Source organism: Curtobacterium sp. PsM8 (genome assembly GCF_030433875.1).
GTDB lineage: Bacteria > Actinomycetota > Actinomycetes > Actinomycetales > Microbacteriaceae > Curtobacterium.
Map to the genome: position 1 here is coordinate 21,031 of NZ_JARUXD010000001.1, position 24,592 is coordinate 45,622.

General features: G+C 71.8%; 16 protein-coding genes and 2 pseudogenes. 3 read left to right on the forward strand and 15 right to left on the reverse strand.

The genetic code is table 11. The features are described 5' to 3' along the window. Nucleotides 1-49: 49 nt before the first annotated feature. Complete coding sequence (locus QCD68_RS00105) at nucleotides 50-1,231, reverse strand: pyridoxal phosphate-dependent aminotransferase (protein WP_301221578.1); 1,182 nt, start codon at nucleotides 1,229-1,231, stop codon at nucleotides 50-52. Between the two features lie 203 nt (nucleotides 1,232-1,434). Between QCD68_RS00105 and rpsT the strand changes: the two genes are divergently transcribed. Continuing rightward, on the forward strand, nucleotides 1,435-1,695 hold the full coding sequence (gene rpsT / locus QCD68_RS00110) for a 30S ribosomal protein S20 (RefSeq protein ID WP_111076108.1): 261 nt from the start codon (nucleotides 1,435-1,437) through the stop codon (nucleotides 1,693-1,695). A 472-nt stretch (nucleotides 1,696-2,167) separates the two neighbouring features. On the opposite strand, the gene holA is transcribed toward rpsT, so the two are convergent. From holA to QCD68_RS00175, 13 genes and pseudogenes are all read right to left on the reverse strand, one after another. After that, entirely contained in the window at nucleotides 2,168-3,187 is a 1,020-nt protein-coding gene (gene holA, locus QCD68_RS00115) for a DNA polymerase III subunit delta (protein ID WP_221850006.1), read from the reverse strand. A gap of 986 nt (nucleotides 3,188-4,173) precedes the next feature. Beyond that, a pseudogene (locus QCD68_RS17455) lies at nucleotides 4,174-5,229 on the reverse strand (ComEC/Rec2 family competence protein); the annotation flags it as partial. Nucleotides 5,230-6,035: 806 nt separating this feature from the next. Continuing rightward, on the reverse strand, nucleotides 6,036-6,779 hold the full coding sequence (locus tag QCD68_RS00125; RefSeq protein ID WP_301221580.1) for a ComEA family DNA-binding protein: 744 nt from the start codon (nucleotides 6,777-6,779) through the stop codon (nucleotides 6,036-6,038). 194 nt (nucleotides 6,780-6,973) lie between these two features. Beyond that, entirely contained in the window at nucleotides 6,974-9,541 is a 2,568-nt protein-coding gene (leuS, locus tag QCD68_RS00130; protein ID WP_441005158.1) for a leucine--tRNA ligase, read from the reverse strand. A 44-nt stretch (nucleotides 9,542-9,585) separates the two neighbouring features. Continuing rightward, on the reverse strand, nucleotides 9,586-11,286 hold the full coding sequence (gene cydC / locus QCD68_RS00135) for a thiol reductant ABC exporter subunit CydC (protein WP_301221581.1): 1,701 nt from the start codon (nucleotides 11,284-11,286) through the stop codon (nucleotides 9,586-9,588). Beyond that, a complete protein-coding gene (gene cydD, locus QCD68_RS00140; RefSeq protein ID WP_301221582.1) occupies nucleotides 11,283-12,962 on the reverse strand; it encodes a thiol reductant ABC exporter subunit CydD in 1,680 nt (559 codons plus the stop codon). Before cydD ends, cydC begins: the two co-directional genes overlap by 4 nt. Before the next feature lie 13 nt (nucleotides 12,963-12,975). Next, nucleotides 12,976-13,980: a cytochrome d ubiquinol oxidase subunit II gene (gene cydB / locus QCD68_RS00145; RefSeq protein WP_301221583.1), complete on the reverse strand. Its 1,005-nt coding sequence runs from the start codon at nucleotides 13,978-13,980 to the stop codon at nucleotides 12,976-12,978. Between the two features lie 18 nt (nucleotides 13,981-13,998). After that, entirely contained in the window at nucleotides 13,999-15,411 is a 1,413-nt protein-coding gene (locus QCD68_RS00150) for a cytochrome ubiquinol oxidase subunit I (RefSeq protein WP_301221584.1), read from the reverse strand. A 208-nt stretch (nucleotides 15,412-15,619) separates the two neighbouring features. Beyond that, nucleotides 15,620-16,543, reverse strand: a complete 924-nt coding sequence (locus tag QCD68_RS00155; RefSeq protein ID WP_290157883.1) for an ABC transporter substrate-binding protein — start codon at nucleotides 16,541-16,543, stop codon at nucleotides 15,620-15,622. Further along, the gene (locus QCD68_RS00160) at nucleotides 16,540-17,268 is read right to left on the reverse strand and encodes an ABC transporter permease (protein WP_111076117.1); all 729 of its coding nucleotides are present in this window, start codon (nucleotides 17,266-17,268) and stop codon (nucleotides 16,540-16,542) included. The genes QCD68_RS00155 and QCD68_RS00160 overlap by 4 nt, the downstream gene beginning before the upstream one ends. After that, a complete protein-coding gene (locus tag QCD68_RS00165) occupies nucleotides 17,265-17,981 on the reverse strand; it encodes an ABC transporter permease (RefSeq protein ID WP_111076118.1) in 717 nt (238 codons plus the stop codon). Before QCD68_RS00165 ends, QCD68_RS00160 begins: the two co-directional genes overlap by 4 nt. Then, nucleotides 17,978-18,883, reverse strand: coding sequence for an ABC transporter ATP-binding protein (locus QCD68_RS00170; RefSeq protein ID WP_111076119.1), 906 nt, complete (start codon nucleotides 18,881-18,883; stop codon nucleotides 17,978-17,980). Before QCD68_RS00170 ends, QCD68_RS00165 begins: the two co-directional genes overlap by 4 nt. 202 nt (nucleotides 18,884-19,085) lie before the next feature. Next, nucleotides 19,086-19,733, reverse strand: a complete 648-nt coding sequence (locus QCD68_RS00175; RefSeq protein ID WP_221850012.1) for a TetR/AcrR family transcriptional regulator — start codon at nucleotides 19,731-19,733, stop codon at nucleotides 19,086-19,088. A 142-nt stretch (nucleotides 19,734-19,875) separates the two neighbouring features. Here QCD68_RS00175 and QCD68_RS00180 point away from each other — a divergent pair, with 142 nt between their 5' ends. Next, nucleotides 19,876-21,051, forward strand: coding sequence for an App1 family protein (locus QCD68_RS00180; RefSeq protein WP_301221585.1), 1,176 nt, complete (start codon nucleotides 19,876-19,878; stop codon nucleotides 21,049-21,051). Nucleotides 21,052-21,132: 81 nt separating this feature from the next. Then, nucleotides 21,133-23,115, forward strand: a pseudogene (locus QCD68_RS00185) (glycoside hydrolase family 15 protein); the annotation flags it as partial. On the opposite strand, the gene QCD68_RS00190 reads toward QCD68_RS00185, so the two are convergent. Next, nucleotides 23,102-24,475 carry a glucose-6-phosphate dehydrogenase gene (locus QCD68_RS00190; RefSeq protein ID WP_253462699.1) on the reverse strand — a complete coding sequence of 458 codons (1,374 nt, stop codon included), beginning with the start codon at nucleotides 24,473-24,475 and terminating at the stop codon, nucleotides 23,102-23,104. The pseudogene QCD68_RS00185 and the gene QCD68_RS00190 overlap by 14 nt on opposite strands. Nucleotides 24,476-24,592: the final 117 nt, after the last annotated feature.

A 24,592-nucleotide genomic window follows, 5' to 3' on the forward strand; every position in this document is an offset into this window, starting at 1 on the left:
TGTCCCATGCTCACGCCTCGGCGGCGCGCACCGGGCGGGCGGACCCTGGTCAGGCGTCCGTCGCTGGGGCGTCCGTCGCGTGGGTTCCGGCGGTGGGGACCGGCAGCGCGCCGAGTCCGTGACGCAGGTCCTCGGCCGACGCCGCCAGGCAGACCCGGATCCAGCCCTCACCGGTCCGGCCGAACGCACTGCCCGGCGCGACCGCCACCCGTTCGCGCTGGAGGAACGCCAGGGCCCACTCGGCGACGTCGCCCTGGGTGGCGTGCGAGACGTCGATCCACAGGTAGAACGCACCCTGCGGGTCGTTGTAGCGGATGCCGGCGGCGTCCAGGACCCCGGTCGCGATCTCGAGGTTCTCGCGGTAGTGCTCGCGGGCGTCCTGCACCGACGAGTGGTCGCCGACGATCGCCGCGAGGGCCGCCCACTGGTCGGGCTCGGCGACGCAGCTGATGATCGACTCCTGCACGGTCCGCATCGTCGGTCCGAGGCCCTTCGGCGTGACGAGGTAGCCGACCCGCACCCCGGTCATCGCGTACGTCTTGCTCAGCGAGAACGCCGAGAAGACCCGGTCGTCCTCGTCGAGGGACGCCAGGCTGACGTGCCGGGTGCCGTAGGTGAAGTACTCGTAGACCTCGTCGCTGATCACCCACAGGTCGTGGCGCTTCGCCAGTGCCAACAGGTCCCGCAGCGTCTGCTCGCCGAAGACGGTGCCGAGGGGGTTGGACGGGGAGTTCACGATGATGGCGCGCGTATGGTCGGTGATCCGCGCCTCCAGGGCCGCGAGGTCGGGCTCGAACCCGTGCGCCGGCGACAGCTGGTACGGCACCGGGTCCGCACCGATGATGTGGGCGTTCATCGTGAAGGTCGTGTAGCCGGGGTCCGGCACCAGGACCTCGTCGCCGGGCGAGAGCACGAGCGTCATCGCCGTGAACAGCGCCTGTGTCGCGCCGACCGTGACCCAGATCTGCTCGAGGTCCGCCTCGACGCGGTTCTCGCGGCGGAGCTTGTCCTGGATCGCGTGCCGCAGCTGCGGGATGCCGCCGTTCGGCCCGTAGTCGGTGCGGTCCTCGGCCCAGGCGCGACGTGCGGCGTCACCGATGTGCTTCGCGACCGGGACGTCCGGTTCACCGATCACGAGCATCGTCACGTCGTCGAGCAGGGCTGCCTGCTCGAACACCCGGCGGATGCCCGACGGCGGGACGGTGTCGATGCGGGGTGCGAGGGACGGCATGTCGACACCGTATCCGCTCGTGTTCCGGCACCGGACTCGGCGCCACGCTGACCGTGTCGGGCTTTGGTCCGGACGGGTCGGCCTGGTAACGTTTGTCGCTGGCTTACGCGTTCCGTCGCCCACGGGTGGAACGCGATGCGACGAAGGGCCCCTCTACCCGGGATCGCAACCACCCGTCCGAGACGAAACCAGGAGCAACACGCATGGCGAACATCAAGTCGCAGCTCAAGCGCATCAAGACCAACCAGAAGGCCACCGACCGCAACAAGGCGTACAAGTCGGAGCTCAAGACGTACATCCGCCACACCAACGAGGCGATCGCCACGGGCGACAAGGACAAGGCCGTTGCCGCCCTGTCGCTCGCGGCGAAGAAGCTCGACAAGGCCGTGAGCAAGGGTGTCATCCACAAGAACCAGGCCGCGAACCGCAAGTCGGCCATCGCGAAGAAGGTCTCGGCTCTCTGAGTCCCGACCTGCTGCCTCAGTTCTGAGGCGCTGACGAAGGCCCCGCACCGATGGTGCGGGGCCTTCGTCGTTCCCGGGGGCGGGGCGGCTGGGGCGGGCGCCGCGGTCCGGCGCCGCCGCGGCTGGTTCCGTTCGGCTGCGCCCAACAGCAACCACCCCGAACCACGGGATGCCGCGGATCGAGCGGGATCCGGTTGGGCGCGGGCGATCGGCACCACGCGGGGCCGGCAGGCGTCGGCGGGCAGCGGCAGGCGCTCCGGCCACCCCGGCTCGCGCCGCCGCCCCGGACGCGTGCCGCGGCGATTCCGGCGCTGTTCGGCTGCGCCCAACAGCAAGCAGCCCGAACCGCGGGATGCCGCGGTTCAAGCGGGATCCGGTTGGGCGCAGCCGATCGGCACCACGCGGTGCCGGCGGGCGCCGGCAGCAGGGCGGGCGGGGCCGCTCCGCCGATGGCCGGGAGGCTCGGTGCCGGTCAGCGCTCCTCGCCGCGTCGGGCGATGGTGCGGACCATCACCTCGAGCGCGAAGTGAGCGTCGCGGGATCCGCCCTTCACCGCGGCGTCGGCGGTCGCGATGCTCATGATGGCGTTCGCGAGGCCCGCTTCGCTCCAGCCGGCGACGTCGCGCTGGGCTCGCTGTACCTGCCACGGCGCCATGCCGAGCGCCGAGGCCGCCTGGCCGCTCGACCCGCGGAAGGAACTGACCTTCGCCATCGTGCGGATCTTGCTCGCGAACGCGGCGACGATCGGCACCGGGGCCTCGCCCGTCGCCAGGGCGTGCCGGAGCTCGACGATGGCCGGCGCGGATCGTCCGGCCAGGGCGATGTCAGCGACCTTGAACGCGTTCGTCTCGACGCGGCCGCCGTAGTACTTGTCGACGGTGCGGTCGGTGATCTCAGCAGCCTCGTCGGCGAGGAGCTGCCGGCACGCTGCGGCGAGTTCGGCCAGGTCGTCGGCGAAGGCGGCCACGAGGGTGCGCACAGCGGAAGGGGCGATCTTGCGTCGAGCAGCGCGGAACTCCGCGTTGACGAAGTCCATCCGGTCGGTGTCGCGCTTGATCTCGTCGCACTGCACCTCGATGCCGCCGCCGACCCCGCTGCGGATGGTGTCGAGGAGCTTCTTGCCCCGGACTCCCCCGCCGTGCCGGAGCACCAGGGTGACGTCGTCGGCCGGGTTCTGCAGGTAGGAGATCGTCTCGGTGATGAAGGCGTCGGTGCACTTCTCGACGTTCGTGACCCGGACGAGTCGGGGTTCGCCGAACAACGAGGGGCTCGCCAGGGTCGACAGCAGTCCGGGGGCGTACTGGTCCGCCTCGAGGTCGTGTACCTCGAGCGCCGGGTCCTCGCCGACGAGCAGGTCGCGGAGCATGCCGATCGACCGCTCCGCCAGGAACGTCTCGGCGCCGGTGACCAGGACGACCGGGGCCGGGCGGATCGCCGACCACGGGATCTGGTCGATCTTCGCTGCGGCGCGTGCGGGCTTCTTGGCGGGCATGCGAGTCCTTCCGGTGGTGCTGGGCGACAACGACGGCCGGGCCCGCGCATCGAAGGCGCAGTGCCGGCCGGCGTCGCACCGATCCTACGGGCGGCAGCCGACGCACCGGCGTCGCGACCCCTCCGAGCACCAGCCGACGCCCCACCCCCACGACCCATCCGAACGGCAGCCGATGCCCACCGTCGCGACCCATCGGGGCAGCAGCCGACTCCCCCGGAGTCGCGAGTCCTCCAGGCGCCGATGCCCCACGCCCGGCGGCTTCTCCGAACGGTAGCCGACTCCCAAGCGTCGCGACTCTTCCGGGCAGCAGCCGACGCCTCGGCGTCACGTTCCGTCCACACCTCGACGGCCCCACGACCATCGCCTCCGACGGTCGACCCGCCCGCCGCGTCCCCGGCGTCCCCGGTGCCACCGGCGTCCCCCTCGTCCCCGGCGTCCCCCACGTCCCCCGACTCGCTCCCACCGCGCACCACGATCGTCCCCGACCGGTCCGTGCGGTACGGCATCGTCCCCGCGGCGGCCAGCATCTCCAGCGCGCTGGGCGTCGGGTGCCCGTAGTCGTTGTCCGCGCCGACGCCGATGAGCCCGACCCGGGCACCGAGCACCCGGTACAGCTCGGGGTCCTGATCTGCCGAGCCGTGGTGGGCGACCTTCACGACGTCGACCGGCGCCAGGGCCTCCGGCGGCGCGCTCCGCGACAGCCGACGCTGGGCGTCCTCACCGAGGTCCCCGAGGAGCACCGCGCTGACGCATCCCGGGCAGGGGCGCTCCGGTGCGGGATCGACGCGGAGGACGAGACTCGCCGCGTTGCCCGCTCGCTCGTCGCCCTCCGGCGGCCACAGCACCTGCCAGCGGAGGTCCCCGAGCAGCCCGGTGGTCCGGTCGGCCGCCTGGCGGACGTCGACCCCGGCGCTCCGCAGGTCACCGACGACGCGGTCGTCCGCCGGCCTGCCGACCGGACCGACCAGGGCGGTCTCGACCCGCGTCGCGACCGAGGCCACGGCGCCGACGTGGTCGCGGTCGAAGTGGGTCAGGACGAGCAGGTCGATCCGGTCCACACCGAGGAGGGCCAGACAGGCCGTCAGCCGGGCGTCGTCGTCCCCGGTGTCCACGAGGGCCGTCCGACCAGCGCTCCGCAGCAGCGTGGCGTCACCCTGCCCGACGTCGCACATCGCGATGGTCCAGCCGGTCGGCACACTGCCCCGGACCAGGACCGCGGGCACGGTGACCGACCCGATCCCCAGGATGACCGTGAGTGCGGCGACGCCGGACAGCAGCCGTCGGAGCCGTGCCCGGACCAGCACCCCGACCGCGAGTGCGGCGCTCACCACCCCGGCGGCGACGACCCCGCCCGGTCCCGACGGCCACGGCGCCGAGGCCACCGGCAACCCGGCCGCGCCGTGTGCGATGAGACCGATGCCGGCGGCCGGCACCCACCCGACGGTCGCGAGCAAGCCGGCGCCCACCGGCCACACCGGCGCGAGCAGGCACGCGGCGAGCCCGACGATCGTGGCGACCGGGGCCAGCACCTCGGCGAGCAGGTTCGCCGGGACCGCGTACGTCGGCAGGGCGGGGGCGAGTGGGATCGTGACCGGCCAGCAGGCCACCTGCGCCGCGATCGGGATCGCCACGGCAGCCGCGATGGGCGTCCAGACCCACCGCGCGAGCAGGTCGGTGAGTGGTGCGGCGAGGACCACGATGCCGACGGTCGCCAGCACCGACAGCGCGAAGGCGAACGAGCGGGCCACCCACGGATCGGCGACGAGCATGCCGACGGCCGCCAGGGCGATGAGCGGCACACCCCGCACCGGACGTCCGCTGAGGTGCACGACGAGCACCACGATCGCCATCACCGTCGCGCGCGTGATCGACGGGTCCGGCCGGACGAGCACGACGAACCCGAGCAGCACGACGACGGCCGCTGCCGCACGGAGGACCCTCGGTGCGCCGGTCAGCCGACCGAGCAGCACCACGAGACCGACCAGCACCGCGCAGTTCGACCCGGAGACCGCCGTCAGGTGGGTCAGCGCCGAGGTCTCCATCGCCTGCTCCGTCTCGGCGTCGAGCCCGAACCGGTCACCGATCGCGAGCCCGCGGAGGAGCGCCCCGCCCGGCTCCGGCAGGTCCGCGGTGACGGCGACGAACGCCGCTCGGGCGTCGGCGCTGGCGCCGAGGAGCCCGGTCGGTCCGGCCCGCGTCGCGACGGCTCCGCGAGCGAAGAGCACGACGCTGGTCGTGGAACCGGGTTCGTCGCGCTGCAGCTGTCCGCGGACGGAGACGACCGTCCCGGCCGCCAGCACGGCTCGCCGCGGTTCGTCGAGCGCGGGGACGAGCCGGACCGGCACCCGCAGGCCGTCCGACCGGGAGGCACGCCCCACCACCGCCTCGATCGTCCCGACCACGGACCGGTCGCCGGGCGCGAGGTCGCGGTCGAGCCGGACACGGGCTTCCACGCTGTGACCGGCCGTCTGCCGCACGATCGACGGCAGTCGGTGTTCCTGCCCAGCGGCGACCGCTGCGGCCGTCAGCGCGACCAGCAGGGCCGTCGTGAGCACCAGCGCTGCGACCGCCCGCACCGGCACGGACAGCCCGGGCCGGAGCAGCACGACGAGCGACGCCAGTCCGACCACGGCCGCGGAGGCCGCTACCGGCCCGACCGCGTCCGGCTCGCCGACGAGCACCGCGACGACGATCCACGTCACCGCCGCCGGCCCGGCGAGCCGGAGGTCGGCCAGCGACGGCCGCACCGTGCCACCGAGCGCGGCACCGGACACAATCGGCGTCGGCGCCGGCGTCGGCGTCGGCGTCGGCGTCGGCGTCGGAACGGCCCTGAGCGCGGCCGGGGCGCTCACACCGTCACCCGGTCCTGTAGTTCGGCGAACCGGCCCTCGCCGATGCCGCTGACCTCGAGCAGGTCCTCGACCGACCGGAAGCCGCCGTGCTCGTCGCGCCAGGCGAGGATCCGCTCCGCCAGAGCCGGGCCGATCCCGGGCAGGGTCTCGAGCGCGGTGGCGTCCGCGGTGTTGAGGTCCACGACTTGCGCAGCCGCTCCCGCACCGCCACCCGCACCTGCGGACGCGGAGCCGCCCGAACCGGCTCCGACTCCGGCACCTGCACCTGCGCCGGCTCCACCGCCGGCCGGCAACTCGGCGGGCACCTCCGCCTCGCCGATCCGCGGCACGTACAGCCGCTCCCCGTCGACCACCGGGCGCGCCAGGTTGAGGCGAGACAGGTCGGCGTCCGCAGCTGCTCCCCCGGCAGCCGTCAGGGCGTCCGTCACCCGGGCGTCGGCGGCGACGCGGACGACCCCGGCATGCTCGACCGCCCCGACGACGTACAGCACGGCGACGTCAGGCGAGGGGGACGGTGACCCGGCCGCAGCCGGAGCTGCCGAGGCAGGCGCGGATGCCGTCCCGGGCGGACCCGGGGACCCGACGGTCGGCGCTCCCGTGACGATCGACACCCCGGGCTCGTCCGTGCCACCCCCACGACCGCCGCCCCACCACCCGGAGACGATGACCCCGAGCGCGAGCACGCCGACTACCCCCACCAGCAGGAGGGCAGCGCGGGGAGACAGCGTGAACCGGGACATGTCCCGAGACGCTAGGGAGCCCGGCCGGTCGACCGGGCACGGTCAGGCACAGCTGTGGAGAGCGCCCGCACCCCGCCAGTTGTGGAGGAACCGGCCCCGAAGGACCGGCCCCAGCGGGACCGACCCGCGCGGGACCGACCCGCGCCGGACCGGCCCCGAAGGACCGGCCCCCGAGGAACCAGCCCCCGAGCCGACTACCCCTTGATCGCGATGTTGACCAGCTTCGGCGCCCGGACGATGACCTTCACGATCTCCCGGTCGCCGATGTACCGCTGCACCGCGTGCGACGACCGCGCGAGCTGCTCGAGCTCGTCCGCCTCGATCGACTTCGACACCTCGAACGAGTCGCGCACCTTGCCGTTGACCTGCACGACGGCAGTCAGGGTCTCCTGCACGAGCAGCGTCGGGTCGGCCTTCCGCCACCCGAACGTCGCGACCGGGGCGTCGTAGCCGAGCGTCTGCCACATCTCTTCGCCGGTGTAGGGCGCGAAGACGCTGAGGCCGAGGGCGATGGTCTCGGCGGCCTCGCGGACGGCGGGATCGGCGGCACCGGGGCCGCTGTCGATCGCCTTGCGGGTGACGTTCACCAGGTCCATGAGCCGTGCGATCACGACGTTGAACTTGAACGACTCCATCAGCCCCGGGGCGTCCGCCAGGAAGCGGTGGGTCGCCTGCCGGACGCTGCGGTCACCGGTGGACCAGACGGCGTCGGGCGTCGAGGTGACGTCGACGGCGATCCGGTAGGCCCGCGCCAGGAACCGGGCGGAGGCCGCTGGCGAGACGTCCTCCCAGTTGATGTCGTCCTCGGGCGGTCCGGCGAAGCCCATCACCAGGCGGATCGCGTCGACGCCGTGCGCGTCGAGCTCGTCACCGAGGGAGACGCCGCCCTTCGACTTCGACATCTTCGAGCCGCCGGAGAGCACCATGCCCTGGTTGAGCAGCGCCGAGAACGGCTCGGTGAAGTCGAGGTAGCCGAGGTCGAACAGCACCTTCGTGACGAAGCGCGCGTACAGCAGGTGCAGGATCGCGTGCTCGACGCCGCCGATGTACTGGTCGACGGGTGCCCACTTGTTGACGAGCGCCGGGTCGAAGGCCTGCGTGTCGTCGTTCGCGGACAGGAAGCGCAGGAAGTACCACGACGAGTCGACGAACGTGTCCATCGTGTCGGCGTCGCGCTTGGCGGGCGTGCCGTCGACCGGGTTCGGCACGTTCACCCAGTCGGTCGCACCGCCCAGGGGCGAGGTGCCCTTGGGCTTGAGGTCGAGGCCCTCGGTGGGGGGCAGCACGACGGGCAGCTGGTCCTCGGGCACCGGGTACTCGGTGCCGTCCTCGCCGTGGATGATCGGGATCGGGGTGCCCCAGAAGCGCTGACGCGAGATGAGCCAGTCGCGCAGACGGTAGGTCTTGGCGGCGCGGCCGGTGCCCCGCTCGTCGAGCAGGCTGATCGCCGCGGTGATGGCGTGCTGCTTGCTCATGCCGTCGAGCGGCCCGGAGTTGATCATCCGACCGGCACCCGTCAGGGCCTCGCCGGTGGCGACCGGGTCGAGCGTGGGGACGTCGAAGTCGTCGAGCGTCGCCCCCTCCGGGATGACGGGGATCGCACCGGTCACGGCGGCGTTGGTGTCGACGACGACCTTGACGGGCAGGTCGAAGGCCCGGGCGAAGTCCAGGTCGCGCTGGTCATGTGCGGGCACGGCCATCACGGCGCCGTGGCCGTAGTCGGCCAGCACGTAGTCGGCGGCCCAGAGCGGCAGGCGTTCCCCGGTCAGCGGGTGGATCGCCCAGCGGCCGAGCGGCACACCCGTCTTCGGGCGGTCGGCGTTCTGCCGGTCGATGTCCGAGGTCTTCTGCGTCGCGACCAGGTAGTCCTGGAACGCGGCACGGGTGGCGTCGTCGACGGACGGGTCCGCGACGAGTTCGGCGGCCAGGTCGGAGTCCGGGGCGACGACCAGGAAGGTCACGCCGTGGATGGTGTCCGGGCGCGTGGTGAACACGGTGACGGGCTCGTCACGGCCCTCGATGACGAAGTCGACGTCCGCGCCGACCGAGCGGCCGATCCAGTTGCGCTGCATCGCGATGACCTTCGACGGCCACCGGCCCTCGAGCTGGTTCAGGTCGTCGAGCAGCCGGTCCGCGTAGTCAGTGATCCCGAAGTACCACTGCGTCAGCTTCTTCTTGACGACGACGGCGCCGGAGCGGTCCGAGGTGCCGTCGGGCAGGACCTGCTCGTTGGCCAGGACGGTCTGGTCCACCGGGTCCCAGTTGACCCAGCTGTCCTTCCGGTACGCCAGACCCTTCTCGTACATCTTGAGGAACAGCCACTGGTTCCACTTGTAGTACTCGGGGTCCGAGGTGTGGATCTCGGTCGACCAGTCGAACGACGGGGCGTAGCGCTTGAAGGAGGCCTTCTGCTGCGCGATGTTCGCGTAGGTCCACTCCTTCGGGTCGACACCACGCTTGATGGCGGCGTTCTCGGCGGGCAGGCCGAACGAGTCCCAGCCGATCGGGTGCAGCACGTTGAAGCCCTGCTGGCGCCAGTAGCGCGCGACGAAGTCCCCGAGCGCCCAGTTCTCGGCGTGGCCCATGTGCAGGTCGCCGGAGGGGTACGGGAACATCTCGAGGATGTACTTGCGCGGGCGCTTGTCGTCGGGGTCGGCGGTGAAGAGGCCGAGCTCTTCCCACCGCGCCTGCCACTTCTGCTGGATGCGCCGGAAGTCGTAGGTGTGCGGGTCCTCGACGTGCTGCTCGATGGTCACGGTCATCAACGATACAAGCCGGGAGGCCCGTCCCGCGTCCGTGCGTCGGCTCACCCGTCGAGCAGGCGTCCGTCCCGCATCCGCAGGGTCCGGTCGACGAGGTCGGCGGGCACCGGCACGTGCGACACGACGAGGAGGGTCCGTCCGGCCGCGCGGGCGGTCGTCACGAGGTCGCGGAGCACGCTGTCGCCGAGGTCGGGGTCGATGTCGGCGGTCGGTTCGTCGAGCACCAGGACCGGGAACGCGTGCAGGAGCGCGCGGGCCAGTGCCAGTCGGTGGGCCTGCCCACCGGACACGAGCGAGCCGCGCTCCCCCACTCCGGCGTCCAGTCCCCCGCGTCGGCGCACCCAGTCGCCGAGCCCGACCCGGTCGAGCACGGCGAGCAGTTCGACGTCGGTCGCGGTCTCGCGCGCGAAGAGCAGGTTCTGCCGGACGGACTGGTCGAAGACGAACGGGTCCTGCTCGATCAGCCCGATGCGGGCGCGGACGGCGTCGGGGTGCAGGTCCCGCGCCTCCGTCCCGTCCAGGGTGTAGCTGCCGGTGTGGTCGACGAAGCGGACGAGGGCGTCCACGAGGGTCGTCTTGCCGGACCCGCTCGGGCCGCTGAGCACGACGACCTCGCCGGGCTGCAGGTCGAACGAGACCCCGTCGACCGCCGGGGTCGACGCGCCCGGCCAACGGACGGACAGGTCACGGACCCGGACGGCGACGGCGGCCGGCACGACGAGGTCGTCGGCGTCGGCGGCGTCCTCGGGTTCCGGCACCAGCCCGGCCGGCGGTTCCGCGGGGACGACCTGTTCGACCCGGTCGGCGGCAGCCCGGACACGCCGGAGCGTCAGGACGGCGAGCGGGACCCCGCCGACGACCTCGAACAGGGCGAGCGGCACGAACACCGCCAGCGCCCAGAGCGGACCGTCCAGGGCGCCGCTGACGACGGCCGGGGCGCCGACGGCCAGCGCACCGATGACCGCGGCCCCGCCGACCAGCCCGACGAGCGCACCGACGAGCGACTCGACGGCACCCCGGCGGCGGACCGCCCGGGTGACCCGGTCGTCGAGACGGGCGATGTGGGTGAGTCGTTCCTCCAGCGTCCCGTAGGCGACGAAGACGTCGAGCGTGCGGACCGTGTCGAGGACCAGGTCGGCGACGCGCCCGCGGTCGGCCGCGGTCTCGACGTCCGAGCGGCGGGCGACGGCGGCGGTCACGACGGTCCCGACCAGGGCCGCCACGCCGAGGGCCAGCAGCAGCACGAGGGCGGCCGGCACGGAGACGAACGCGACGGCGACGACGGAGAGCAGTGCGGTGACGCCCGCCGACACGAGGGGTCCGACGACCCGGATCGGCAGGTCCTGCAGCCGGTCGGTGTCGGTGACGAGCCGGGTCATCAGGTCGCCACGCCCGGTCGACCCGAGCCCGGCGGGTGCGACCGAGGCGAGCCGTCGGTACATCTCGGTGCGGACGACGGCGAGCTGCCGGAACGAGGCGTCGTGCCCGGCCAGCCGGTCGACGTAGCGGAAGACGGCACGCCCGAGCGCGAAGGCGCGGACGCCGACCATGACGAGCGTCAGGTAGAGGATCGGCGGGTGCTCGGCAGCCCGGGTGATGAGGTAGCCGCTCGCCGCGAGCAGGGCGACGCCGCAGAGCGCGCTGAGCACGCCGGCCGCGACGGCCTTGGTCCAGCCGCGACCACGGGGCAGGGCGAGTCGCAGGACGGACCGGGTGCGGGCCTCCCGGCCGGTGGTGCCGGTCATGCGGACACCTCCTGGGTGGATCGCCGGGACGAGACCGTGACGGAGCCGGAGGCGCCGATCGCGACGACGACGTCGGCCGCGGCCACGACGGCCGGACGGTGGCTCGCGACGACGACGACCGCCCCCACGTCCGCCAGGCGGCGGACGGCGGCGACGACCTGCGCCTCGGACTCGGCGTCGAGGGCCGACGTCGGCTCGTCGAGGAGCACCAGCGGCGTCTGCTGCCGGGTCGCGCGGTACAGGCCGCGGGCGACGGCGACACGCTGGGCCTGGCCGCCGGACAGTCCGGATCCGCCGCTGCCGACCGGGAGGCCCGGGTCGACTCCCAGCCCCACCGCACCGAGCGCGGTCCGCACGTCGGCCGTGTGCGGCTCGGCGGAGAGCGCGACGTTCTCGGCGACCGTGCCGCGCACCAGGCGCGGACGCTGGTCGACCCAGGAGGTGCGGTCACAGACCGGCAGGTCGGCGCGGCCGGGCACGGTGACGGTGCCGTCGGCGGGCAGTACGCCGCGGATCGCGGCGATCAGGCTGGACTTGCCGGAGCCGCTCGGGCCGGCGAGGGCGACGACGGTGCCGGCCGGGGCGGTGAGGTCGACCGGACCGACGACCGTCTCGGGGCGGTGCACGGTCAGTCCGGCGAGGACGAGCGCGGCGGAGTCCGACCGGATCGGAGCCGAACCCACCGGAGTGGGACCCTCTGGAGCCGACCCGTCCGGGTCGTCGAGCACGTCGAGGACGGCCTGCGACGCCGCCACCCCGTCCTGGGCCGCGTGGAAGTCGGCGCCGACCTGCCGGAGCGGGGCGAACGCCTCCGGGGCGAGGACCAGCACGAACATCGCCGCACCGAGGCCGAGCGAGCCGTCGACCAACCGGATGCCGATCGACACCGCGACGAGCGCGACCGACAGGCTCGCGGCGAGCTCGAGGGCGAAGCCGCTGACGAACGACAGCCGGAGCACGCCGATCGTGCCCCGGCGGTACTCGTCGGTGACCTGCCCGATGCGGCCGACCTGACGGCGGGCCCGGCCGAAGACCTTGAGGGTCGCGAGTCCCTCGACAGCCTCGGTGAAGGCCCCGCCGAGTCGGGCGAGCGCGTCCGCCTGCTGCTGCTGCAGCGAGCGGGTGGCGAGCCCGATGAGGACCATGAACACCGGGATCACCGGCATCGCGCACACGATCACGACGGCGCTCGTCAGGTCGCCGGAGCCGATCGCGACGAGCAGCAGCGGGGTCGCGACCGCGGTCAGGGCGAGCTGCGGCAGGTAGCGGCCGAAGTAGGCGTCGAGCGCGTCGAGCCCCGGGCCGAGCGTGGTGGCGAAGCCGGCGCTCGACCGACCGGCGAGCCACCCGGGGCCCCGGTCGGCCGCGCGCCGGAGCACGGCGGCGCGGAGCTCGCTCTTCACGCGAGCACCCGCGCGGGCGGCGAGGTCGTCCGTCGCCCAGGACGCGACCGCCCGGAGGACGAACGCCCCGCCGAGCAGCGCGAGCGTGCCGGCGAACGTCGCGGGGACGACACCGGCACGGACCGCGTCGACGACCTGGGTCACGGCGGCCGCGATCCCCCACGCGATCGCGATGGTCGCGATCGTCCGGACCGCGCCGGTGCCGGCGGCGGCCACGACGAAGCCGCGTGCCGTCCGGGACAGACGGAGCAGGCGGGGGTCGAGCGGCTTCACACGTGCCTCCTGGTCAGTGCGCGGCCTGCGCGACGGTGGCGCGCGAGACCCGCTTGCGGAAGACCCAGTACGTCCACGCCTGGTAGGCGAGCACGAGCGGGATGCAGACCAGCGCGACCCAGCTCATCACCGTCAGCGTGTACGTGCCGGACGAGGCGTTGGCGACGGTCAAGCTGTTCGCCGGGTCGTTCGTGGCGGGCATGACGTCCGGGAACACCGCGGTGAACATCGCCAGGACGACCGCCGCGATCGTGACGGCCATCAGGGTGAAGGCACGTCCCTCCCGGCCGCGTGCGGCACAGAGGACCGCGACGACCAGGGCCACGGCACCGACGGCGGAGAGCACGAGCGACGTCGGGGTGGACCGGACGAGCGCCATCGTGACCAGGAAGACCGCCGCCACGACGACCGTGACCACGCCGGCGCGCTTCGCCAGGCGCATCGCCCGCTCGCGCATCTCGCCCTCGGTCTTCAACGCCACGAACACGACGCCGTGGGTGAAGAAGACCAGCAGCGTGGTGGCACCGGCGAGCAGTGCGAAGGGGTTGAGCAGGTCGAACAGCGTGCCGGTGTAGTTGTGTCCGGAGTCCATCGGGATCCCGCGGACGACGTTGCCGAACGCGACGCCCCAGAGGAACGACGGCACCGCGCTGCCGACCACGATCATCAGGTCGAACCGGCGCTTCCACGCCAGGTGCTTGTTCTGGTGCCGGTACTCGAACGACACCCCGCGCAGGATCAGCGCGGCGAGGATGAGCAGCAGCGCCAGGTAGAAGCCGGAGAACATCGTCGCGTACCACTCGGGGAAGGCGGCGAACAGGCAGGCGCCGGCGACGATCACCCAGGTCTCGTTGAGGTCCCAGACGGGGCCGATGGTGTTGATGAGGACGCGGCGGTCGGTGTCGTCCTTGCCGAGGAACGGCAGGGACATGCCGACGCCGAAGTCGAACCCGTCGAGCACGAAGTACCCGACGAAGAAGAGTCCGACGATCGCGAACCACAGAACGGGCAGGTCCATCTCAGGCAGCTTTCATCTCTAGTAGACCGTCACTTCGTGCTTGACCTCGCCGGTCTCCGCGTCGACCTCGGCCGGGGCGGCCGGGCCCTCCTGGGCGACCTTCTTGATGAGTCGGAACTCGACCACCGCGAGGGATCCGTAGATGAGGGTGAACACGACGAGCGAGATGAGGACCTCGAGGCCCGTCACGTTCGGGGAGACACCGTCGGCCGTCTTGAGCAGGCCGAACACGAGCCACGGCTGGCGGCCCATCTCGGTGAAGACCCAGCCGACGATCATCGCGGCCATCGGCAGCGGCACCGCCCAGATCGCGATGCGCCAGATCCACCGCTGCTGCGGGAAGCGGCCCTTGCGGGTCAGCCAGAGCCCGGCGAGCGAGACCAGCACGGCGCCCATCCCGAGCGCGATCATCCAGCGGAAGGACCAGTAGGTCACCCAGATGATCGGCTTGTAGTTCCCCGGGCCGTAGACCTGCGTGTACTGCGCCTGCAGGTCGTTGATGCCCTCGACCGTGCCGGTGAAGGTGTGCGTCGACAGGAAGGACAGCAGGTAGGGCACGCGGATCGAGAACAGTTCGGTCACGCCGTCGGGCGTGCCGAGCGTGAAGATCGAGAACGAGGCGTCCTTGCCGGTCGCGGTGTTGTAGAGCGCCTCGGCGGCGGCCATCTTCATCGGCTGCGTGTCGACCATGGTGAGCCCGAGCTGGTCACCGGTCAGGACCGTCAGCGCACCCGCGGCGACCATCGTCCAGAGGCCGAACTTCAGCGCCGGCATCATCGTCTCGAGGTTCTGGTTGCGCGCCAGGTGGTAGGCGGCGACCGAGATGATCACGCCGGCGGCGACCATGAAGCACGCGAAGATCGTGTGCGGGAAGGCCGCCAGGGCGACCTTGTTGCCGAGGACGGCCCAGATGTCGGTGAGTTCGGCACGACCCTTCGCCGCGTTGATCGCGTAGCCGACCGGGTGCTGCATGAACGCGTTGGCGGCGATGATGAAGTACGCCGACATGATCGTGCCCGCGCTGACGCACCAGATGCTCGCCAGGTGCAGCTTCTTCGGCAGGCGGTCCCAGCCGAAGATCCAGACGCCGAGGAACGCGGCTTCGAAGAAGAACGCCAGGATGCCCTCGAGCGCGAGCGGGGCGCCGAAGACGTCGCCGACGAAGCGGGAGTAGTCGGACCAGTTCATGCCGAACTGGAACTCCTGCACGATGCCGGTGACGACCCCCATCGCGAAGTTGATGAGGAAGATGCGTCCGAAGAAGCGGGTGAGCTGCAGGTAGTGCGCCCGCCCGGTCCGGACCCAGGCGGTCTGGAACACCGCGACGACGACGGCCATGCCGATCGTCAGCGGGACGAAGAGGAAGTGGTAGATCGTCGTCAGACCGAACTGCCACCGCGACAGCAGGAGCGGGTCCAGGAGGTCGTTCATGCTTCGACGGTACTGTCGCCCGCGCTGATTCGACAAGTTGTAGAGGGGCCTCCTGCACGAACGTGCACAGGCTCTGCACGGCACAACCGTGCGGAACAAGTGTCACGCACGAGTGCCCCCGGAACGACGACAGGCGCCGGGCTCGATGCCCGACGCCTGTCGTCGTGGGTCCCGCGCAACGACGCGGGATCCGGGATGTCCGTGCGACCTAGAGCAGGCCCTCGTCGGTCAGGAAGTCCTTCGCGATCTTCGAGGCCTTCTCCTTGTCGACGGTGCTCTTGGTGTTGAGCTCGATGAGCGCGTCGGTCGTCAGGACCTTGCTCACCTTGTCGATGTCCGCCGCGGCCTTGTCGTCGACCTTGCTCGACACCACCGGGGTGACGTTCTGCGGCACGATGAGGTTCTTCGGGTCCTTGAGGACCACGAAGTCGTTGGCCTTGATGCTCGGGTCGGCGGTGTAGATGTCCGCGAGCTGCACGGTGCCGTCCTTGAGCGCCTTGACCGTCAGGGCCCCGCCGGAGTCCTCGATCGCCTTGGACTGGACCGTGACGCCGTACACGGACTCCAGGCCCTTCGGACCGTACGGACGCGTCTGGTTCTCCGAGTTCGCGCCGACCGTCAGCGTGCCCTTGACCTTCGACAGGTCGGCGAGGCTCGTCACGTCGTTCTCCTCGGAGAACTTCTTCGTGACGGTGTAGCTGTCCTGGTCGGTGGCCTCGGCGGCGTCCAGGGCACGGAGCCCCTTCGGCAGGGCCTTCTCGAGTCCGGCCGTGATCTCCGACTCGGTCTTCGCGGTCGAGTTCTTGTCGAAGTACTGCAGCAGGTTGCCGCCGTACTCCGGCATGACGTCGATCGCGCCCTTCTCGAGCTGCGGGAGGTAGACCTCGCGCTGCCCGATGTTGAAGTTCCGCTTCACCTGGAAGCCGTCCTTCTCGAGGACCTGGGCGTAGAGCTCGGCGATGATCTCGTTCGAGTAGTACTGCTGCGACCCGACGACGATCGTCTTCGAGTCGGAGGAGGTGCTGGAGCCGCTGTCGAGCGGGCTGCTGGAGGAGCAGCCGGCGAGGGCGGCGGCCACGCCGACGGCGACCGCGGCGGCGATGCCGGCGCGGAGCTTGGGTGCTGTGATCACGAGGGGGTTCCTTCCGGGATGGGTGTGTGGGGCCGCTCACGCGATCCCGAGCGACGCCGTGTCGGACGGTCGGCGACGCCCGCGGGCACCACCGCCCGCTGGAGCACGGAGAAGACGATCTCGAACGCGATCGCGAGTGCGATCACGAGGATGGAGGCGCCGAGCATCATGGCGTAGTCCTGGGTCTTCAGCCCGAGGAACACGTAGCCACCGAGCCCGCCGGAGCCGACGTACGCGGCGAGGGTGGCGGTGGCGACGACCTGGAGCACGGCGGCTCGGACGCCGCCGACGAGCAGCGGCAGGCCGAGCGGGATCTCGACTTTGGTCAGGATCTGCCACTCGGTCATGCCCTGCGCCCGAGCGGCGTCGACGGTCACCGGTTCGACGGACTCGATGCCGGCGTAGGCACCGGCGAGCACCGACGGGATCGCCAGGACGACGAGCGCGAGCAGGGGTGCCTGCAGGTTGGCGCCGAGCATGAGGCCCACCAGGGTGAGCACGCCGAGTGTCGGCAGGGCGCGGATGCCGCCGGACAGGGCGATCGCGAAGCCGCGGGCCTTGCCGGTGTGGCCGATGGCGTAGCCGATCGGGATGGCGATCACCGACGCGATGAGGACGGCGAGCAGCGAGATCCAGATGTGTTCCCACAGCCGCTCGGGCACGGCGTCCGGGCCGGCGTAGTTGGCGGGGTCGAACACCCAGCCGAAGGCCTGTCCGATGATCATGAGGTGACCTCCGCGTTCTGGAGCACGCGGCGGGTCGCACGCTTCGACGGCGCCGAACGACGCGTCCACGGCATCACGATGCGGCCGAGCAGCACGAGCAGCCCGTCGATCGCGAACGCCAGGACGAGCACCATCACGACACCCGCGAGGATCTCCTCGGGGATGTTCCGACCGATGCCGTCGGTGAAGAGCGACCCGAGGCTCTGGATGCCGAGGACAGCGCCGACCGTGGTCAGCGAGATGGTCGACACCGAGACGACCCGGAGGCCGGCGAGCAGCACGGGGCCGGCGAGCGGCAGGTCCACGCGGAAGAAGCGCTGTGCTCCCGAGTACCCCATCGCGGTCGCGGCCGAGGTGGTGTCCGGGTCGACCGAGCCGAGGCCGTCCACCGTCGAGCGGACCATCAGCGCGAGACCGTAGAGCGTCAGGCCGACGACGACGTTCACCGGGTCCTGGAGTCCGGTGCCGATGAGCCCCGGCAGGGCGATGAACAGCGGGAGCGACGGGATGGCGTAGAGCAGCCCGGCGAGCGTGACGATGCCGCCACCCAGACCGCTGCTCACCCGACGTGCACCGGGCCGGCGGAGTCGGACGACGAGCCAGCCGATCGGGATCGACAGCAGGAACGCGACGATGATCGGCGGGATCGCGATCGCCAGGTGCGCGACCGTGTCGTCCCCGATCGTGTCGAGGTTCGACAGCACCCAGTTCACCGGGTGCTCCCACCCTGCGCCGCAGCACCCGGGGCGCTGGGCGTCCCGGCCTCGGAGCGGACAGCGGCAGCGGCGTCGACGACGCCGACGGGACCGGTCAGGACGCCGGCGGCGCGACCGTCCCCGTCCACGACGACCGGACCGGTCGGGGTCTGCTCGACGCGGAGGGACCGACGGCCCCGGCCCACGCCGATGAAGTTCGCGACGAAGTCGTCCGCCGGGGCGGACAGGATCTCGGCGGGGGTCCCCTGCTGGGCGATCTCGCCGCCCTTCTTGAGGATCACGACCTGGTCGCCGAGCTTGAAGGCCTCGTCGATGTCGTGCGTGACGAAGACGACGGTCTTGCCGAGCTCACGCTGCAGTCGGATCAGCTCGTCCTGCAGGTCGTTGCGGACGAGCGGGTCGACGGCGCCGAACGGTTCGTCCATGAGCAGGACGTTCGGGTCGACCGCGAGACCACGGGCGACGCCGACGCGCTGCTGCTGTCCGCCGGAGAGCTGCGAGGGGTAGCGGTCGGCCAGGGACCGGTCGAGACCCACCGTGTCCATGAGCTCGAGCGCGCGCTTCCGCGCGTCGGCCTTCGAGACGCCGGTGAGCAGCGGCACGGTCGCGATGTTGTCGGCCACCTTGCGGTGCGGCAGCAGCCCGGCGTTCTGCATCACGTAGCCGATCCGACGGCGCAGCTGCACCGGGTCGACACCGGCGATGTCCTCGCCGTCGATCTGGACGGACCCCGCGGTCGGGTCGATCATCCTGTTGATCATCCGGAGGAGCGTGGTCTTGCCACAACCGCTCGAACCGACGAACACCGTCGTGCTCCGCGAGGGGATCACGAGGTCGAACGACTCGACGGCGTTCGTGCCGTCCGGGTAGGTCTTGCGCACCGAGCGGAACTCGATCATGGGTGCCCTTCTTGGTGGAGGTAGCCCGACTCCGGAGAACAGTACATGCCCGAGCGCATACCGGTTCGCTCAGGTCCGAACGTGACGCCTGGCGGACATCCACCCCGGGTCCGCGCAGTTCGGACACGAACGCCCGCCCCTCCTGTCCGGAGGAACGGGCGTTCGGGTGGTTCCGGGTCGGCTCGTGCCGACCGGCGATCGATCAGGAGGCCCCGATCACCGACTCCAGGTACGGCCGGCTCATCGCGCGGTACGCCGCGATCAGCTCGGTGTCGGGGTGGTCGCGGTCGACGTGGGCGCGGGCGAGGACCGCGTGCGCCGACTCCGCCAGGACGACCCACGCGCGGTTCACCGCGTCGGTCTGCGGCAGGTCGAACCGCTCGCGCATCACGGTGCCGACGGCCCCGCCGAGCGCGGCGAGCCGGTCGGCGTCCTCGTCACCGGAGGTGGTGTCGATGTCGGCGAACCGGATGGCCCGGAAGCCGGGCTCGGTGCGGTACATCTCCGCCGTCATGTCGACGAGCGCGTCGCAGCCTTCCTGCCACGTCGTGGCACCCGAGGCGTCGAGCGTCTCGACGAAGCGGGCGGCGAGGCGCTGGGTGCAGCGGATGGCCAGGGCCTCGACCACGGCGATGCGGTCCGGGAAGTACCGGTAGACCGTGCCGATGGACGCGCCGGCGCGCTCGGCGACCATGGCGGTCGTGAGCCGTTCGAAGCCGATCTCGTCGATGACCGCCGCAGCGGCGTCGAGGAGGCCCGCGAGGCGCGCCGAGCTGCGGGCCTGGACCGGCTCGTTCCTGAGCAGTGATGATCCCCCCGGCAGTGCGTTCGAAACCTCGGTGACGAGCACGTGAACTCCTTCTCGCGGTGACCGCGGGCTGACTGGCTGAGACCGCAACTCTCGCAGACGCCGGCTTGGTCTTGGCTGCGATTCCCGGGGTGTCGGGTCCCCGGCCCCGTCCGGCGAGCACCCCGCATGGGATGATGGTGCGATGCCCGAGTCGACGCCTCCGGACCCTGCCGCGCCCCGGGACACCGTCCCGACGCCCGAGGGCAGCGCAGCTCCGGGCCGGGACTCCCGGTCCGTGGAACGCGAGCACGACCGGCGCGAACAGTCCCCCTGGGGCATCCAGCAGTGGGAGACCGCGATCCCCGAACCGATCCTGCACCGGGCCGCCCGCATCGAGGACGCCGTGCAGGAGTACCGCGAACAGCACGCCCGGAAGCGCGGTCAGGTCCCCACGGTCATCCCCTACACGGGCTACGGCGCACCGGGGTGGGTCCGCGTGCTCTGCCGGGTGCTGCTCACCCGCCGCGGCCTGGCCTCCGACGTCTCGTACGCGGGCGTCCGCGGCTGGCGCAGCTTCACCAGCGTGGCCGTCGACCACGCCGAGGTCACCATCACCGCCGGCGGCAGCACCCACACCGTGCAGAGCGACCGTGGCGGGGTCGTCGATGCCATCGTCCCGATCGACCTCGAACCCGGCTGGCAGACGATCCGCCTGTCCGCCGGTGGCATGCGCGACGTGGACGCGGACGTCTTCGTGGTGCACCCGGACACCCGCTTCGGCCTGCTGTCGGACATCGACGACACCGTGATGGTGACGAGCCTGCCCCGTCCGATGCTGGCCGCCTGGAACTCGTTCGTGCTCACCGAGCACGCCCGACGTCCGGTGCCGGGCATGTCGGTCCTCTACGAACGCGTCCTGGCGCAGCACCCGGGCGCGCCCACCGTGTACCTGTCCACCGGCGCCTGGAACGTGGCACCGACGCTGCAGCGCTTCCTGACCCGGAACATGTACCCGTCCGGCACCCTGCTGCTCACCGACTGGGGCCCCACCCACGACCGGTTCTTCCGCAGCGGGCAGCAGCACAAGCAGGACAACCTGCGCCGCCTCGCCCGGGACTTCCCGGACATCCAGTGGTTGCTCGTCGGCGACGACGGGCAGCACGACGAGCACCTCTACGGCGAGTTCGCCAGGGAGCACCCGGACAGCGTCGCCGCGGTCGCGATCCGGCAGCTGTCCACCAGCGAGGCGGTCCTGGCCGGTGGTCGGTCGCGTGCCCAGGAGCGCACCCGCGACTCCACCGTGCCGTGGGTCTACGCCCCGGACGGCGCCGGTCTCTGGACCGAACTCGGACGCGTCGGGATCGCCGAACTCGACTGAGCGGCGCCCGAAGTGCTGCCGGGAGCGATCTGAACGCACCTTCAGCGCAGGTGCGCCGCAGCCTCCGGGTGGTTCGATCAGGGCATGGCTCAGCGCATCGAGGACCACGCCCTCATCGGGGACTGTCACACCGCCGCACTCGTCACCCGGGACGGTGACGTCGACTGGGCGTGCCTCCCCCGGTTCGACAGTGCATCGACGTTCGCGTCCCTGCTCGGCGACGAACACGACGGGCAGTGGTCGCTCCGCCCCGCCGACCCCGAGGCGACCCCGGTGCGCCGGCACGACGGCGACTCCCTGGTCCTCTCGACCGTGTGGACCACCACGACCGGCGTCGTCGAGGTCACCGACTTCATGCCCGTCGACGCCCACCGCGCGACCATCGTCCGCCGGGTCCGCGGCCTCACCGGCACGGTCGAGATGCGGCAGGTGCTCCGCATCCGGTTCGGGTACGGCTCCGTCCTGCCCTGGATCCGCCAGGTCGGCAACGCGGACGAGCCGGTCCTCGTCGCGACCGCCGGTCCGGACGCCGTCGTCGTGCGGGGCCCGCGCTTCCGGGCCGACGACCACCGGCACACCTCCACCACGACGATCGCGGACGGCGACGTGCTCGACACCGTCCTCACCTGGTACCCGTCGCACCGCGAACCGCCGGAGCCGTTCGACGTCGACGCGGCCCTGCATCACACCCGCGACTGGTGGCACGACTGGACCTCCCGCACCCGCGCCGAGGGGAAGTACGCCCCCGCCGTCCGCAGCTCCCTGATGTACCTGCGGGCGATGACCCACGCCGAGACCGGCGGCGTCGTGGCGGCCGCGACCACGAGCCTCCCGGAGGACCCCGGCGGCGAACGCAACTGGGACTACCGCTTCGTGTGGCTGCGTGACGCGTCGATGGCGCTCGCGTCCCTCATCGCCCACGGGTACCGCGACGAGGCCTCGCACTGGCGCGCCTGGCTGCTCCGGGCGATCGCCGGCGACCCGGACGACGTGCAGATCATGTACGGCATCGCCGGCGAGCGGGAGTTGCCCGAACGCACGCTCGACCACCTGTCCGGGTACGCCGACTCGAAGCCGGTCCGCGTCGGCAACGGTGCGTACACGCAGTACCAGGGCGACGTGTTCGGCGAGGTCCTGGCGGCCCTGCACGACGCCCGCGAACTCGGCGTCGAGGAGAGCGGCGCCTCCTGGTCACTCCAGCGCGCCCTCCTCAGTCACGTCGAGGCGCACTGGCAGGAGCCCGACAACGGCATCTGGGAGATGCGCGGACCGCGCCGGCACTTCACCCACTCGCGCGCGATGATCTGGGCGGCGTTCGACCGCGGGGTCGCCGCGTGCGAGGAGTTCGGCCTCGAGGGGCCGGTGGAGCGCTGGCGCACCCTGCGCGACCAGGTCCGGGCCGAGATCGAGGAGCACGGCTGGAACGCCGAGCGGGGTGCCTACCGCCAGCACTACGACACCGACGAGGTCGACGCGAGTCTGCTCGTGCTCCCCCAGATCGGCTACTGCAAGCCGGACGACCCGCGGATGCTCGGGACGGTGGCCGCCATCGAGCAGGACCTGCGGGTCGGCGACGACGGACTGCTGCTCCGGTACCGGACGTCCTCCGGCTTCGACGGACTCAGCGGCGCGGAACACCCGTTCCTGGCCTGCTCGTTCTGGCTGGTCGAGCAGTACGCCGGCTCGGGGCGGGTCGAGGACGCGGAACGGCTCATGGACGTCCTCGTCGGGTTCGCGAACGACGTCGGGATGCTGTCCGAGGAGATCGACGTCGCGACCGGCCACCACATCGGCAACACCCCGCAGGCGCTCTCACACCTGACGCTCGTCACCGCGGCCGACGCGATCGCACGGGCGAAGGGGGCGGCGGCAGGGCACCGGACCCGGGCGGCACAGCACGGTGGCGGCACCTGGAGCGTCACCGGCGCCGGTGACGGGGCGGGGGGGCCGGCCGCACGCCTGCAGGGGGGCCGCAGGGGGGGCGCCACGACGGACGGGCGGCCCGGTACCAGCTGGTACCGGGCCTCCCGTCATGCGGTGGTCACGTCGGTCAGGACGAGCTGACCCACTCGGCCGGGCCGCGCGAACCCGCGCGGTACTCCTCGAGCGGGACCGCACCGGACTTCCAGGCGTTCACGACCGGCTCGACGATCTCCCAGCAGCGCTCCGCGACGTCGCCGCGGATGGAGAGCAGCGGGTCGTCGTGGAAGATGCCGTTGAGGACCTCGCCGTAGGGGGTGAGCTCGCCGTCGTCGAACGAGGACGACAGGGTGACCTGGCCCATCTCGAACGGGTTGCCGCCACCGTTGGCCGAGACCGACAGCTCGATCTCGTCCGGGTTGAGGACGATGCGCAGCGTGTCCGCCTTGGGCCGACCGGACAGGCCGGAGGGCAGGCGCGTCACGGGCTTGAAGGTGATGAGGACCTCCTTGCGGCTGGCGCCGAGCGCCTTGCCGGAGCGGAGGGTGAAGGGGACGCCGGCCCAACGGGCGGTGTCGACCTCGACCTCGATCTCGGCCAGGGTCTCGGTCTCGCGCGACGGGTCGACCCCGTCCTCCTGCTGGTACGACGGCAGGTCCTTGCCGTCGATCGTGCCGGCGGTGTAGACCGCGCGGCGCGAGGCGATGGTCGCATCGTCGCCCTTGAGGCGCGTCGAGCGGAGCACACGCGCCAGCGACGAACGGAACTCGACCGAGTCGATCGCTGCCGGGGCGTCCATCGTCACGAGCGCCAGGATCTGGAGCAGGTGCGACTGGATCATGTCGACCAGGGCGCCGGCCTCGTCGTAGTACTGCGCGCGGTTCTCGAGGCCCAGGGTCTCGTCGTAGAAGACGTCGACCTTCTCGATGTTGTCGGCGTTCCAGATCGGCTCGAACATGCGGTTCGCGAAGCGCAGACCGATGATGTTGAGGACAGTGGTGCGGCCGAGGAAGTGGTCTGTGCGGTGCACGCGCTCTTCCGGGACGAGCTCGAGGACCGTCTTGTTGAGGGCCTCGGCGCTGGCGACGTCGGTGCCGAACGGCTTCTCGAACGCCAGGGTGGTGCCCTCGGGCAGCTCGACGTGCTGGAGCGCCTCGCAGATGTCGGACGCGATCTGCGGCGGCAGCGCGAAGTAGAGGATCGGCTCGGCCTCGGCGGCGTCGAGCAGGGCCTTCAGGTGCTCCGGGTCGGTCGGGTCGCCCTGGATGAACTTCGTCGACTCGATGGTCGCGTCGACCTCCGGGCCCGCGACGTCCTGCGACGCGAACGACTTCGTGACGACGTCCTTCCACTGCTCCTCGCTGCGGGCACTGCGGCCCGTGCCGATGAGCTGGACCGGGACGGAGCGGCCGCTCTGCAGGAAGGTCCCGAGACCCGGCAGGAGGAGGCGTGAGGCGAGGTCGCCGGTCGCGCCGAAGATGATGAGCGTGCGCTTGTCAGTCACCGGAGGTGACTCCTTTCGCTTGTGGACGGTCCGCAGGACCTGCGGCCGCGGTCATGCGGTCCTCAGGAGCCAAGGTCCATCGTGCCCGGGAGATTCCCGGACCGTTCCAGATGTTGT